Raw genomic sequence first — 14,530 nt, 5'->3', positions numbered from 1 at the left:
CCGTGCGGGCCCGGCCCAGGCCCGCACCTGCTGTGCTGCGGCGGAAAGGAATCTGCATGGGTGCCACAGAGCTCGCCAGCGCGTTGAAGGGACTGCGCGGCGCACTTGAGTCCGTCCGCCTCCCCCTGCCCGGCCCCTCGGTCGGGGAGCATCGGGCGCGGCGCCGGGCCCTGCTCGACCAGCTCGACGACTATGTGCTTCCGCGCCTGGCCAATCTCGAGGCCCCGCTGCTGGCCGTCGTCGGCGGCTCCACCGGGGCGGGCAAGTCCACGCTGGTCAACACGCTCATCGGCCGCGAGGTGTCCCGCTCGGGCGTCATCCGCCCCACGACGATGAGCCCGGTGCTGGTCTTCAACCCCGCCGAGCAGGACTGGTTCGCCGACGAGCGCATCCTGCCGGGCCTGGCCCGCACCAACGTCAGCTCGACCGGCACGAGCTCCATCCAGCTGGTGCCCGAACCGAGCCTGCCCAGGGGCCTGGCGCTGCTCGACGCCCCCGACATCGACTCGGTCTCGCAGGCCAACCGGCGGCTCGCCTCCCAGCTGCTGCAGGCCGCCGACCTGTGGCTGTTCGTCACCTCGGCAGCGCGCTACGCCGATGCCGTGCCGTGGCAGTTCCTCACTTCGGCCGCCGAGCGCGGTGCCGCCGTCGCCGTGGTCTGCAACCGGATCCCGCCGGCCGGCATGAACTTGGTGCCCGGTGACCTGGCGCGTCTCATGAGCGAGCGCGGTCTTGCCGAATCGCCGCTGTTCGCCGTTCCCGAGACCGTCGTCGACGAGGCCGGGCTGCTGCCCGATGCGGCCGTCGCGCCGATCCGCGCCCATCTGGCCTCGCTGGCCGTCGACAACCAGCGCCGCGACGGCGTCGTCGCCCGGACCCTGGACGGCGCCGTGCGCGCCATGACGGAGCAGTCCCGCACCCTGGCCGGGGCCGTACGGGACCAGGCGGGCGTCGCCGACCAGCTGCGCCACGACGCCGAGACGGCCTTCGACGAGGCGGCCCGCGCCGTGAGCGTCCGCTCCGCCGACGGCACGCTACTGCGCGGCGAGGTGCTCACCCGCTGGCAGGACTACGTCGGCACGAGCGAGTTCACGAGGGCCATCGACAGCAGGATCAGCCGACTGCGCGACCGGCTCACCGCCCTGTTCAAGGGCGAGCCCTCGCAGGCCCTCCAGGCCTCGGCCGCGGCCGGGTCCGGCCTGGAGGCCCTCATCATCGAGCAGGGGCGGGCCGCCGCGGAGCGGGCGGGCGTCGCCTGGCGCGCCAACCCGGCCGGACGCGAGCTCGTCGCCGCCCACCCCGAGCTCGCCCGGGCCTCCGAGGGTCTCGACGAGCGCGCCCGGGCCGCCATCCGCGACTGGCAGGCCGACGTGCTCGCCCTCGTCACCGAGCAGGGCAAGGGCAGGCGCACCACTGCGCGGGTCGCCGCGGCCGGCGTCAACGGTGTCGGCGCCGCGCTCATGATCGTCATCTTCGCCCACACCGCCGGTCTGACCGGCGCCGAGATCGGGGTCGCCGGGGGCACCACCGTCGTCGCCCAGCGCCTTCTCGAGTCGATCTTCGGCGACGACGCGGTGCGGCGTTTGGCCAACACCGCCAAGAAGTACCTCGACACGCGCGTCGTGCGACTCATGGACTCCGAGCTCGAGCGCTACCGCTCGCTGCTCGACGAACTCGGGGTGGACGAGTCCGCCGCGGCCCGCCTCGAGGCCGCCGTCGCCGCCGTCGAGGACGTGAGGGCCGGCCGTCCGTCCGACCCGGCGCAGATCACCGCGGGCGAACAGCAGGATCCGCCGGTCGGGGCCCCGCGCGAGTCGGTGCGGATCGAACGGGTCGACGCCGACGGGGCGGGCTCCGTCGTGGATGCCGAGATCATCGACGAGACGGGGGAGCGCTCATGAACCTCGGGTCGGAACGCAGACGCAGGGCCGCGCTCACCCGGCTGAGCGAGCGCATCGGCGCCCTGTCCGAGGCGGCCGCGCTCAGTGAGGGGCGCGTCGAGGACGACGTCGTCGACTACGTGAAGGGCATCACCGAGAGGGCGGACCAGCGGCTGGCCTTCAGCGGCGACAACACGATCGTCGCCCTCGCCGGAGCCACCGGCTCCGGCAAGTCCAGCCTGTTCAACGCCCTCGCCGGCGCCCAGCTCGCTCGGAGCGGCGTGCAGCGGCCCACCACGAGACGCGCCATGGCGGCGTGCTGGGGTCCGTCGAACCCCGATCGTCTCCTCGACTGGCTCCGCGTCCCGGTCCGTACGAACGTGGGCCCCGGCAAGGGGCTCGACGGCCTCGTGCTTCTCGACCTGCCCGATCACGACTCGACCGAGCGCGAGAATCGGCTGGAGGTCGACCGCCTGGTCGCCCTCGTCGACATGCTCGTCTGGGTCGTCGACCCGCAGAAGTACGCCGACGCGGCCCTGCACGAGGGCTATCTGCGTCCGATGGCCGATCACGCCGACGTCATGGTCGTCGTCCTCAACCAGGCCGACCGTCTCACGGGCCCGCAGCTGGACCAGGCCACCGGCGACCTGCGCAGGCTCCTCGACTCGGAGGGGCTGCGCGAGGTGCCGCTGCTGTGCACCTCGGCGCTCACGGGCGCGGGCGTCGACGAGTTGCTCGACCGGCTGACCGGGACCGTCCGGACCAAGCGGGCCGCCTCGGCCCGCCTCGGCGACGACATCACCTCGGCCGCCGCGGCGCTGTCCGAGGGCATCGGCGGGGACGTCCCGGCCAACGTCAACTCCGACCGCGTGAAGCAGCTGGACGCGGCGCTGGCCCGTGCCGCCGGCGTCGAGCGCGTCGGCGAGGCCGTGCTCACCTCGATGAGCCGCCGCGGCAGGGCCGCCACCGGCTGGCCGTTCGTCTCGTGGGTCCAGCGGCTGCGCCCGGACCCGCTGCGCCGCCTGCACCTCGACCTCCCGGCGGGCAGGCGGAAGGATCTCGACGAGGAGCCGCCCGGCCCGACGGTGATCGAGCGCACCAGCCTGCAGACGGCCACCGGCGGCGTCGAGCAGGCTCGGGTCGGCACGGCGCTGCGCGCCCTCAGCGACGACTCCTCGCGCGGTCTGCCGCAGGGCTGGGCCGATGCCGTGCGGGCCGCCTCGAAGGCCCGCTCCGACCAGCTGCCGGCCGAGCTCGACCGGGCCGTGGCGGGCGCCGATCTCGAGCTCGGCAAGGGGCAATGGTGGTGGCGGATCGTGCGCCTCCTCCAGTGGCTGCTCATGGCCGCCGTCATCGTCGGCCTCGGATGGCTCGGCATCGACCTGCTGCTCGAGCACCTCGGGATGGGTACGATCCCCGCGCCCGGCTGGTGGGGCATCCCGGCGCCGGTCGTGCTGGCCGGCGGGGGATCGATCGCGGGCATCGTGCTCGGCGTCCTCGCCCGGTTCGGTGTCGCCGCGGGCGCCCGCGCGGCCCAGCGCAGGGCCGTCGACGCCCTCGTGGACGCCGTCTCGGAGGTCTCCGACCGGGCGGTCATCGACCCCATCGAGGCCGAGCTGGAGCGCCACCGCGATGCGCTCGTCGCCGTGCGGAGGGCGGCGCCGAAGAACTGATCGCCGGGCGGTTCATGACGGTCGGTCGGGTTCGTGGCGGGTCGGTTGTGTTGTTCTGCTGTCAGGACAGCGCTCGGTTGGTCTCCGGGTGCCTTCTTCTCGTTTCCGGTTGGGTTCTCGGTTTGGGCGGTTCGGGTAGTTGTCGGGTTCGGTTGGGTCTGCGGGGGTGGCCGGCTGGTGGGCGGTGGGGTTTTCCACAGGTCTTCCGGTGTGGGGGCGGGCATGGGACGATGGCGGTGTCGTGTGCTTCCCGCCCCCTGTGGAGGTTGTTCCGTGAGTCGGCGATGGTGCCGGGCTGTGGTCCTGGGTGTGTTCTGCGCGGTGGTCGTGGTGTCGGCGTGCGGCCGGCGGGGGTCTGCCGGCCCGGCGGCGCCGGCGTCGTCTGTGTCGGTGTCGGCGTCGTTGTCTCAGGACGAGTTGTACGCGGAGGCCGAGCGGGTCTACCGGGCGTATTTCGAGTTGGAGCAGCGGGCTTTTCTCGAGGGCGGGGTCAATGGTGTCCCCGTCGAGATGAACCAGTACATCATGGGTTGGTACGCGAAGTCGGAGAACACGGTCCTCGCCCAGATGGCCGAGCGTCGTGTGCGGATGCAGGAAGGGACACGGTCGCAGTACACGGTCCTGGAGCAGGTGCCCGATGACCCGCCCTCGGATTCCCTCGTCTCCCTGAGCGTGTGCATCGACTCCACGGCGAGTCCCCTCGTCGACGCCGACGGGAATTTCGTGGCCGGCGGATACGACATCAACAACGTATTCTTCAAATATGATGTCGACGACAAGATTAAGATCTACTCCAGTACTGCGAGAGGAGCTGATTCATGCACCGTCGCGTGACTATTTCTTGTTTGGCCGCCGTCATTTCTTTGGCGGCCCCTATTGCAGTCCAGGATTCCGCCCACGCATGCGATGTGGCATCAGGCGCATGTGACAGCCAAGGGAGAAGTAACTTCACGGGAAACGTGTCTGTGTCTGATTCTGGTTCTGATTATTCGGTGTCGGCGTCGGATGCTTATCGGTCTGCCGGCGATGCCGCCGGCGCTGGTGGCGGGTTCGTTCCGGTGGTTTCCGAGGGGCCGGGCGGGCAGTGGGCCCCGGCGGCGGCCGGGGGATGGGCCCCGGCCGGCTCCGGGGGCGGTGGGGATGCTCGTGTCGAGGAGTGCCGCCGGCTCGTGGCCGATCCCGACCCGGCCGTCACGACCAGCTGCCTCTACCCGGTCTTCCGCACCACCGGCCCGGACGCCCCGGCCGGTGGCGGCCCGGCCGCCGGCCCGGCCGTGGACCCCGCCGAGGCCGCCCGCCGGGCGATCGCCTCGCTCACCCTGACCGAGCCGGGTCTTCTTCTCGACCCGGACCCCGCCGCCAACGAGTGGGGCGCCACCGCTGTGGGGTTCCACACCTGGTTCCACGCCCCGGACCCGGGTGTTCTCCGCACCAGTGCCACTGCTGATGGCCTGACCATCGACATCACCGCCTCTCCTGGGCTGCTCACCGTGGACACCGGCGACGGCCGCCGTCAGGCCTGTCGCCGTACGGTCCCGTACCGCAACCCGGACGGGGTCAATGCCCCGTCCCCGTACTGCGGGCACGCCTGGGAACACACCGGCGAGTACACGGTCACAGCGACCCGTACCTGGAACGTCTCATGGACCGCCGCCGGCCGGTCCGGGACCGACACCGTCACCCGGCCCGCCGGTGCTCGTGCCGTCACCGTCATCGAGCTCGTCTCCGTCCTCACCGAACCGGACCGATGACACCCGAGAGCACACGGACCGGGACCATGCGCGGGGCCCCCCGCAGCTCCAGCCGGGCGACCCCACCCGACGCCTCGAGGCCTGCTCACGGTGCCCGCGGATCCATGGAGGTTTATTCACAGCACGACAGGGCGAGACCTGACAAGGGGAAACGCTCCTGCGGACGACTCCTGTGAATAAGCTTCACTGTGTTCGCAGAGAGTGCTGCGACCAAGAGGATTATTCAAAAGGCTGTTTGTACGGCTGGCATGAAACGGAATCGTATGTTTCGTGGGTTTCCTGTGCTGTTTCGGATGCGGTGGGGGCGTGCGGGTCGGGGTCGCCCCGGAAGGAGACCGCCGTCCTGGTCGGGGGGGAGGAAGCGTTCCGACAATCATGTGCTGGTGCGGATGAAGACCGAGGCGGTCCTGCACGCCTCCCGTGGCGTCGACGTGGGCGTCATCGCTGGGATGGTCGAGCGGACGGAGAGGACCGTGCAGGAGTGGCCGGCCGAGTGGCGGGGCACCAGGATGCGCCGGGTCCCGGCCGGGCATGCGGGGAACCAGGACGCGGCGAAACCCGCCCGCGCACAGAAGGAAGAACTCGAGACCATCCTGGCCCGGCCGCCCTCCCCGGCGGGTGTCCACGCCGAGTTCCGGGACGCCCCGGCCCTGCGCGAGGTCGTGAAGACCCTGTCCGACGCCGAACACCAGTCGGACCCCTCCCACCGGCTGCTCCCGCCCCTGTGCGGGCCGAACCCCGAACCGCCCGACCCGTTCGACAAGCACCGCAACGAGAAAGCCACCACCAGACGCGCGGCCGAGGCGACGACCCGAGTCAAGGCCCTGTTGGACGCCGGCTGGAAGGTCTACACGGCAGACGAGGCCCGCCCCGAGCACGAGGCCCGGACCCGCCGCATGCAGCCCCCCAGAGGACAACGCACCAGACCGTCCGTGGACCGGCAGAAGACGTCCCAGTCCTTCCCCGGCGCGCTCTCCCCGACCAGCAAAACAGTCACGCCGTACCCGATCGAGCAGAACCAGAACACCTGGCAGACAATCCTCGCGCTGGAACGACTCCAACGAGAAACCGAGGCCGGCAAGACCGCGGTCGTCCCGGACAACGCACGATCCCACCACGCGAAAGCATTGACCGCCCTCCACGAGCCCGGCCGGCTGCTGGAACGCATCACACCGATCCATCCGCCGCCGTACGCGCCCGACCACAACCCGGCCGAGCACGTCCGGAACACGGCCAAGAACAACACCGCCACCATCCAGCACGAGACCCCCGAAGAAACCCTCGGAGCATCCGCCCCATACATCGCCGGCCGCACCGTCGACTACGACTTCGAGCACCTCCCACCCCGCGAAACCAGAAACGATCCTGCTCCATGACAGCCATAGATTATCAAAGGTTGCGTGGCCATCTGCTGTCAACGGAGCCCTCCGCTTCCTTCGGATTAGTGGGTCACACGGCCGTTGCTGTCGTTGGGCAGCCGCAGGCGGGCATCGTGTTGGCCGCAGCCTGTCGGCACCTTGGGGCAGCGCTGCGTTTGGATGCCATCTCTCGATCGGTGCCGGACGCAGTCGTGGAGGAATCTGTCGTTTCGGACGAGACCCGTCTGCCTGAAGCGTTTCTGCGAGTGGATGCCGACTTGGCCGCGCTCGCCGCTGAGCAAATGTGTCTGGCTCTCGGATTCGCCAAGCGTTCCCTGCCAGGAGCGGATCAGGCGGTTCTCAAATTCACCAGGCTTGTCGCCCCTCGGCTCTACGAAATAATAGGAGTTAGTCCATGAGCGTCACCCGCGCCCCCGGAATGACCGGCGCTTGGGCCGAGCAGTACATGGTCTGGCTGCCTTTCATCCGGCAGGCTGTCTTGGAAACCGTTGATCGGTGGGGCGCTGCTGAGGCGATCCGCGAACTGGCCGGAACCGATCTGGCTGACGAGATGACCGAGTTGCTGGTCCGCGACTGGTACGAGCCCTTCCGCTCCTACCTGAATCGGACTGGCAAGATGATCCGGCCGGTGCTGGTCTGCTTGACTGCCCGCTCTTTGGGCGCTGACCCGGTGAAGGCCCCCAGTCTCGTGGCAATGGCCGAGATGATCCACTCATCCTCGCTGGTGCTGGATGACATCGCCGATGACTCTGACCTGCGCTGCGGTGAGCCGACCGTGCATCGAATGGTTGGCATTCGCACGGCGGGAGCGCTCGGATCATCCTGGCTGAACATGTGCTTCTTCATCCTGGCCAACTCCAAGTCGGACTTGCATGACAGCTCAAGGAGGCGGCTGGGACGCGAGCTTGCCTGGGAGCACTGGGTGATTGGTCTTGGCACCACTATCGATACGATGTGGCCGTCCGAGAAAACCATGGATCACGATCCACTCGAGTATCTGCAGTCGGTGTTGCATCGCTCGACTTCCTACACCTGTCGAATGCCACTCAAGATCGGCGCGAGTATAGCCAATGCCGACGACCGGGCATTCACGGCTTACTCGAGACTCGGTGAGGAGATCGGGCTGGCTTTCCAAGTGATCGATGACCAGCTCAACGTGGCTCCCGTGAGCGAAGAATGGGGCAAGACTACCGCCGAGGACATCACCGCGGGCAAGGTGACGCCGCAAGTACTGCTCACACTGCGACGAGCTGACCGCAACCGTGCTTCTGAACTGGTCCGTATTCTGCGGGCAAACACGACCGACCAGTCCGAGTTGCGAAACGCGGTCGGCATCATGCAAGAGTATGGTGCGCTCGCCGAGGCGCGAGAAATCGCAGACCAGCACTTGGAAACCTGTTTGCGCATCATCTCCGACGTGGACTTCCTCCGCGGCGATGATCATGAGCTGTGGTATGGCGGTCATGAAACAAGATCGTTTTCGGTGTCGCGGGGTGGGAGGTGTTCGAAGTCGTAGTCGAAGGTGCGGCCGGTGATGTATGAGGCGAACGCGCCGAAGGTTTCTTCGGGGGTCTCGCGCTGGATGTTCGCGATGTTGTTCTTGGCCGTGTTCCAGACGTGCTCGACCGGGTTGTGGTCGGGCGCATACGGTGGCAGATGAATCGGGGTGATGCGTTCCAGCAGTTGACCGGGCTCGTAGAGACCGGTCAGCATCTTGGCGTGGTGGAACCGGGCGTTGTCGAGGACGACCGCGATCTTCTCGGTGTCGGTTTCGCGTTGAAGTCGGTCCAGCGCGAGGATTGTCTGCTCGGTGTTCTGGTTCCCCTCGATCGGATACAACTTGACCTTCTTGCTGGTCAACGAGAGAGCACCGAAGAACGACTGGGACGTCTTCTTCCGGTCCACGGACAGTTTGGTGCGCTGTCCTTTCGGGAGCCACATGCGGCGGGTCTCGGCCTCATGCTCCAGGCGCACCTCGTCTGCCGCGTACACCTCCCAACCGGCGTCCAACAGGTCCTTGACCTGGGCTTTCACCTCGACCATGCGCCTGGTGACGGCCTGCTCGTCGCGGTGCTTGTCGAACGGGTCCGGCAGCTTGAAACTCAGCCCGCAGAACCGCAGGAGCAGCTGGTACGAAGAATCTGACTCGTACTCGACATCGAACAGGATCTTCACGACGTCACGTATCGCTGGGACGTCCCAGAACTCGGCATCAATCCCGGACTGTGAGGGCGGCTGGGCCAAGACGGCCTTGAGGTCTTCCTTCTGGGCACGGGTGAGTTTCGCCGCGTTCTGGTTCCCCGCATGCCCGGTCAGCACCGAGCACATCCTGCTGTCCCGCCAACCGGCCAGCCACTCCCGGATGGTTTTCACGCTGCGCTCAACCATTTCAGCGATGATGCTCACATCAACGCCTCGAGAAGCGTACAGGATCGCTTCTGCTTTCATCCGCACCAACACATAATTGTCCGCGCGCTTCTTCCACCTGATCAGGACGGCGGTTTCTTCCCCGGTGACCTCAACCTGCATGTCCCAATCATATCCGAAACAGCACAGGAAATCCACGAAAAATACGGTTTCGTTTCATGACGGCCATACAATTTCATTTCATATCTTTCGAACCGTGATCGGTGAGAGGAGACATCCCCATGACCACCACCGTTGAAACCAGTCGCGGGGTCATCCGCGTCAGTTCACTGACCAAGACATACCCCGGGCCCGCCCGCGGCCTGAAGGTGCTCGACAACGTTTCGGTTTTCTCCGAGCAGGGCAGTTACATTGCTCTGCGGGGCGTCTCAGGTAGCGGCAAATCGACCCTGCTCAACATCTTGGGGGGTATTGAGGTGTTCGATTCAGGCACGGTTGAGGTGAGTGGGGCAAACCTGGGCACCTTGCTGCGCAGGCAACGCACTGCCTTCCGGGCCAGGACCATCGGTTTCATCTTTCAGTTCTTCAACCTCCTGCCCACCCTCACTGCTCTGGAGAATGTGTCTGCTGCGCTTGAGCCGCTGGGCAAGGCAATTACAGAGCGACGCGAGCAGTCGATGGCCATGTTGGACGCAGTCGGGATCTCACACCTTGCCAACAACTTTCCTGCCCAGATGTCCGGTGGCGAGCAGCAACGCGTTTCGATTGCCCGGGCGATGGTCAAGCGGCCTCCCGTGATCCTGGCCGATGAGCCAACCGGTGCTCTCGATCACAAGAATGCAACGCAGATACTCGATTGCCTGGCCAGGTTGCAACAGCAGATCGGCACCACGATCGTCGTCGCCACCCACGATCCGATCGTCATCGGCTATGCCACCGAGACCTGGGAGATGCGCGATGGCGCCATCGAGGTCAGTCACTCATGATCCAGATCCACAATCCTGCCCGGTTCCTTCCGCTCAGCTCATTGCAGAAATTTGCCCTCGGCTCTGCCTGGTCGGTGGTCGGTCGGCTGATGTTGTTGATTGCAGTCGCGTCCGTGGCTTTTTCGATGTTGGTCGGTGAGTACTCGGCCATGTCGAGTGTCACGAAGGCGCGCGACACCTGGTATTCCGACGGTCAGCTCGCAGACATGGAACTGAGGTTCACTCCCTCGCCAAACCAGCCGTTGCCGCATTTTGATGGGCTGCCCGGGCTGGCCGATAGTGCGTCCCGCCAGATCCTGTCCGGACGCACGAGGCTGGCTGGATCCGGTGACCTAGCGCTGACCGTAATCTCTACCGATTCGGTGTGGGCAGGGACTCGGTTGAATATTCTGACACCTCTTGAGGGGGCCCTTCTTGCGCAGGATGACGAGTCTGGTGTATTGATCGACCAAGGCATGGCGAAGTACCACTCGGTCGGCGTTGGTGACTCACTGAACATCGAGGTTGGCGGTACCACGCGAACCGTGACCGTGCGCGGGGTCGTCCGAGACCCTGAGTTCCTCATCGCCCCGCTCAATACGAGCCTGTTCGTCTCAGCCAAGGGTTCCATGGGGGTGGTCTATCTGCCGCCGTCGTCGTCGACCGTGAACAGCGTCGTTTTCAACTTCGAGCCAGGCCAGGATCTCGACGCCGCCCGGCAGGTCGTTCTCGATGAGGCCGCCGCGCAGCACCTGACCGGGGCCTACGTCATGAAGCAGGATGAGCAGTTTTCCTACCAGTACGTCGAGAAGAACTTGGACGTCTTCGGCATCGTCATCCCCCTGATGGTGCTGGTGGGAGCGCTGTCGGCTGCCGTTGTGTCGATGTTCCTCTCGGCGCAGTGGATTGCGCGAGAGCGCAAGAGCATCGCAGTACTGCTCGTGCAGGGTCACGAACCCGCCGCAGTGGCCCGCGCCTACGTGCTGCCCTACATGTGGTTGGCCGCTTGGACAATCCTGATAGGTTTGTTGGGATCGATATTCGTGGGGCGTGTATTCCTGGGGAACTTCGCATCCTCGGTCGGGTTGCCGAGTGTGCCGTTCATCCTTGACCCCGTGATGATCGCCATCGGTTGTGCTGGCACAGGGGTCGTGTACGGGCTCGGCGCAGCGCTCGCCTTCGTAGGGATCTTCCGGATGTCGCCGCGCGATGCCATGACCCGCACTATCGATACCGCTCGCAGCGGCCGAATTAAAAAGGCCCGGCTGGGGGCTCTGGTGACAAGCACTACAACCCGCCTTTCAGTCAGAAACATCCAGCGCAACCCGCGGGTGTCTGCTCTGACCGTGCTGGCCATCGCGATCGGTTTTGGCCTGACGGCGGCTTATTTCCTGTCGTATTCCTCGGTGATCGCCACTTCTCGGTCGGCTGTTGACGGCAACCAGTGGGACCTGACTGTCGACTTCGCCCAGCCACAGTCAAACGCTCAGGCGGCAGCCCTCATGACGGAGACTGGCGTGAGCGAGTGGACGCCTATCATCAAGACGGTGGCCCAGGCGACCAACGGTTCGGCCATCGAGAACCTTATGATCGGCGGCTTCGACCCGAAGAATACCTGGCACAAGGTGACTCTTGTCGAAGGCTCTGACATCTCCGAATCCGATCCGGATGGCGTGGTCATAGAGGCCGGGCTTGCTCACCAGTTGGCGCTTGAACCGGGCGATGCCCTCACGGTGAACTCGACCGGAACTGAGCACGAGGCACTGGTAGCGGGGATCATGTCGTCTGCGTTACCCGGTGAGGTTCGCTCGACGCTGGAGTTCGCGAGCTCCCTCACGGGGAGTGACCGGTTCTCGGGTGCCCTGGTCAAGGCCCCACCTGGCGAGATTGCCTCGACCGCCGATGCACTGAACTCGGAATTGGTGGTGCAGCAGGCTCTGAGCAAGGAAGAGATAGTCAAGCTGATTGTCGCTTCTTCCGACCAGATCACAGCCTTGCTGTGGCTCGGTGCACTGACGAGCATTGCGGTGGCGCTGTTGTTCGTTGGGGCGTGTCTTGGCTACACGATCCTGGAGCGGAGGCGTGAGTACTCGTTGCTCAGCCTGCTCGGTTTCCGCAACCGGGCGATTCGCAGCACGGTGGTCATGGAGGCGTCGCTGCTCGGGCTGGTCAGTATCGTGATCGCCTTCCCGGTTGCCTGGCTGGTTTCGCGGCTGCTCGACGAGCGCATCTCGAATGCATGGTTCAACATCAACACTCAGTTGTCGGCTCAACCATTCTTGATCACCTTCGTTCCTGGGCTCGTTCTCCTACCGCTCGCCGCGTTGCCACTGGCCCAGTGGGCGCTGCGCGCCAGCAATCCAGGAAACCGCGAGCGAGGGATAGGCTGACATGAGAAAGAAACTGTCATGCGATGCACTTTGTTGACGGTTCTGCGGTGCCCTGCCTGCGGTTCGGCGGTGGTGTTCGTGTCCTCGGCGACAGACGGTTCGCAGATTGAATCAGGGACGCTGAAGTGTTTAGGCTGTGAACGGTCGTATGCCATCATCGATTCTGTTCCACGCATGCTGGTGGAGGAAAATCTGGACCGCCACTCAGTCAAGGGGTTCAGCTTCCAGTGGCGAGTCCGTCAGAGCGGTGCAGGCGAGGAAACTGGTGTGATCTATGGCTACCGGATTCCCCAGCCCGTCGAGTGGATGTCGCAGATCTTCTTCAGTCACCTGGATACCGCCGGACAACAGCAGTGGATTTTGGATGCAGGCTGTGGCTCGGCCGAGAAATCAGCCGAGCTGGCGGTGCGTTATCCCCAGCACCAAGTGGTGGCAATCGACCAATCAACTGCGATCAGGCAAATCGCAGCCCATTTCGGTGACGTCGCTAACCTACACTTCATTCAAGGTGGCGTGCTGCGACCGCCGTTGTTGGCTGGAGTGTTCGACCAAGTGGTGAACATCGGCGTCCTCCACCACACCAGGTCAACCCAAGCTGCCTTCGATAAGGTTGCCGACTTGGTCGAACCAGAAGGGAGACTGTTCGTCTGGTTGTACCCCCGCGAGGGGGAGGATTCGTTTTTGGACGGTCTATACCGACAGCGGGACCGTCACTTCGCGGGGCTGGGCAGTAAGCTGCCCAGCCCGTTGGTCATGGTATGGTGCCGCTTCTATGTAAAGATGTTCTCTAATCAAATTAAGGATTTCCTCGTGCGCGAGCACAAACGGAACTGTCAGATCTTCCCGCCTGAGATCTACCCGGTTTTCCACAACCGGGCCGAGATGACCCGCTCGGCAGTGTTTCTGTCGTTCGACAACGTCATGCCACGCTACCGGTTCCGCCGCGGCAGTCAGGAGGTTATCGGATGGTACGAGACCAAGGGATTCGGCGCTCCCAACATTATGACCGTCATGAAACAAAATCGTTTCTGGTTTCGCGGGGTGGGAGGTGCTCGAAGTCGTAGTCGACGGTGCGGCCGGCGATGTATGGGGCGGATGCTCCGAGGGTTTCTTCGGGGGTCTCGTGCTGGATGGTGGCGGTGTTGTTCTTGGCCGTGTTCTGGACGTGCTCGGCCGGGTTGTGGTCGGGCGCGTACGGCGGCGGATGGATCGGTGTGATGCGTTCCAGCAGCCGGCCGGGCTCGTGGAGGGCGGTCAATGCTTTCGCGTGGTGGGATCGTGCGTTGTCCGGGACGACCGCGGTCTTGCCGGCCTCGGTTTCTCGTTGGAGTCGTTCCAGCGCGAGGATTGTCTGCCAGGTGTTCTGGTTCTGCTCGATCGGGTACGGCGTGACTGTTTTGCTGGTCGGGGGGAGGGCGCCGGGGAAGGACTGGGACGTCTTCTGCCGGTCCACGGACGGTCTGGTGCGTTGTCCTCTGGGGGGCTGCATGCGGCGGGTCCGGGCCTCGTGCTCGGGGCGGGCCTCGTCTGCCGTGTAGACCTTCCAGCCGGCGTCCAACAGGGCCTTGACTCGGGTCGTCGCCTCGGCCGCGCGTCTGGTGGTGGCTTTCTCGTTGCGGTGCTTGTCGAACGGGTCGGGCGGTTCGGGGTTCGGCCCGCACAGGGGCGGGAGCAGCCGGTGGGAGGGGTCCGACTGGTGTTCGGCGTCGGACAGGGTCTTCACGACCTCGCGCAGGGCCGGGGCGTCCCGGAACTCGGCGTGGACACCCGCCGGGGAGGGCGGCCGGGCCAGGATGGTCTCGAGTTCTTCCTTCTGGGCGCGGGCGGGTTTCGCCGCGTCCTGGTTCCCCGCATGCCCGGCCGGGACCCGGCGCATCCTGGTGGCCCGCCACTCGGCCGGCCACTCCTGCACGGTCCTCTCCGTCCGCTCGACCATCCCAGCGATGACGCCCACGTCGACGCCACGGGAGGCGTGCAGGACCGCCTCGGTCTTCATCCGCACCAGCACATGATTGTCGGAACGCTTCTTCCACCTGACCGGGACGGCTGTTTCTTCCGGGGTGACCCCGACCTGCATGCCCCGATCATGTCCGAAACGGCACAGGAAACCCACGAAAAATACGGT

General features: G+C 65.7%; 10 protein-coding genes and 1 pseudogene. 9 read left to right on the top strand and 2 right to left on the bottom strand.

Annotated elements, in window-relative coordinates:
* Positions 1-56: 56 nt before the first annotated feature.
* The 6 genes from EGX94_RS01270 to EGX94_RS01245 all read left to right on the top strand — a co-directional run bounded on the left by EGX94_RS01270 (position 57) and on the right by EGX94_RS01245 (position 8,199).
* Positions 57-1,901: a GTPase family protein gene (locus EGX94_RS01270; RefSeq protein ID WP_021796549.1), complete on the top strand. Its 1,845-nt coding sequence runs from the start codon at positions 57-59 to the stop codon at positions 1,899-1,901.
* On the top strand, positions 1,898-3,553 hold the full coding sequence (locus tag EGX94_RS01265) for a GTPase (RefSeq protein WP_021796544.1): 1,656 nt from the start codon (positions 1,898-1,900) through the stop codon (positions 3,551-3,553). Before EGX94_RS01270 ends, EGX94_RS01265 begins: the two co-directional genes overlap by 4 nt.
* Before the next feature lie 390 nt (positions 3,554-3,943).
* Positions 3,944-4,387, top strand: coding sequence for a hypothetical protein (locus tag EGX94_RS01260; RefSeq protein WP_123825797.1), 444 nt, complete (start codon positions 3,944-3,946; stop codon positions 4,385-4,387).
* 335 nt (positions 4,388-4,722) lie between these two features.
* Positions 4,723-5,304: a hypothetical protein gene (locus EGX94_RS01255; RefSeq protein ID WP_123825795.1), complete on the top strand. Its 582-nt coding sequence runs from the start codon at positions 4,723-4,725 to the stop codon at positions 5,302-5,304.
* Between the two features lie 389 nt (positions 5,305-5,693).
* A complete protein-coding gene (locus EGX94_RS01250) occupies positions 5,694-6,680 on the top strand; it encodes an IS630 family transposase (RefSeq protein ID WP_226906059.1) in 987 nt (328 codons plus the stop codon).
* Between the two features lie 397 nt (positions 6,681-7,077).
* On the top strand, positions 7,078-8,199 hold the full coding sequence (locus EGX94_RS01245) for a polyprenyl synthetase family protein (protein WP_081707346.1): 1,122 nt from the start codon (positions 7,078-7,080) through the stop codon (positions 8,197-8,199).
* Here the strand turns inward: EGX94_RS01245 and EGX94_RS01240 are convergent.
* Entirely contained in the window at positions 8,145-9,212 is a 1,068-nt protein-coding gene (locus EGX94_RS01240) for an IS630 family transposase (RefSeq protein ID WP_081707345.1), read from the bottom strand. The genes EGX94_RS01245 and EGX94_RS01240 overlap by 55 nt on opposite strands.
* 119 nt (positions 9,213-9,331) lie before the next feature.
* Here EGX94_RS01240 and EGX94_RS01235 point away from each other — a divergent pair, with 119 nt between their 5' ends.
* The 3 genes and pseudogenes from EGX94_RS01235 to EGX94_RS14200 form a co-directional block, all read left to right on the top strand.
* Positions 9,332-10,036, top strand: coding sequence for an ABC transporter ATP-binding protein (locus EGX94_RS01235; protein ID WP_021797053.1), 705 nt, complete (start codon positions 9,332-9,334; stop codon positions 10,034-10,036).
* On the top strand, positions 10,033-12,405 hold the full coding sequence (locus EGX94_RS01230) for an FtsX-like permease family protein (RefSeq protein ID WP_021797061.1): 2,373 nt from the start codon (positions 10,033-10,035) through the stop codon (positions 12,403-12,405). Before EGX94_RS01235 ends, EGX94_RS01230 begins: the two co-directional genes overlap by 4 nt.
* 18 nt (positions 12,406-12,423) lie before the next feature.
* Positions 12,424-12,993 (top strand): annotated as a pseudogene (locus tag EGX94_RS14200) (methyltransferase domain-containing protein); the annotation flags it as partial.
* 421 nt (positions 12,994-13,414) lie between these two features.
* Here the strand turns inward: EGX94_RS14200 and EGX94_RS13575 are convergent.
* Positions 13,415-14,482: an IS630 family transposase gene (locus EGX94_RS13575; RefSeq protein WP_043120840.1), complete on the bottom strand. Its 1,068-nt coding sequence runs from the start codon at positions 14,480-14,482 to the stop codon at positions 13,415-13,417.
* Positions 14,483-14,530: the final 48 nt, after the last annotated feature.

It is taken from the genome of Propionibacterium acidifaciens, from assembly GCF_003798325.1.
GTDB lineage: Bacteria > Actinomycetota > Actinomycetes > Propionibacteriales > Propionibacteriaceae > Propionibacterium > Propionibacterium acidifaciens.
This window is presented reverse-complemented; position numbering and strand designations above follow the sequence as displayed.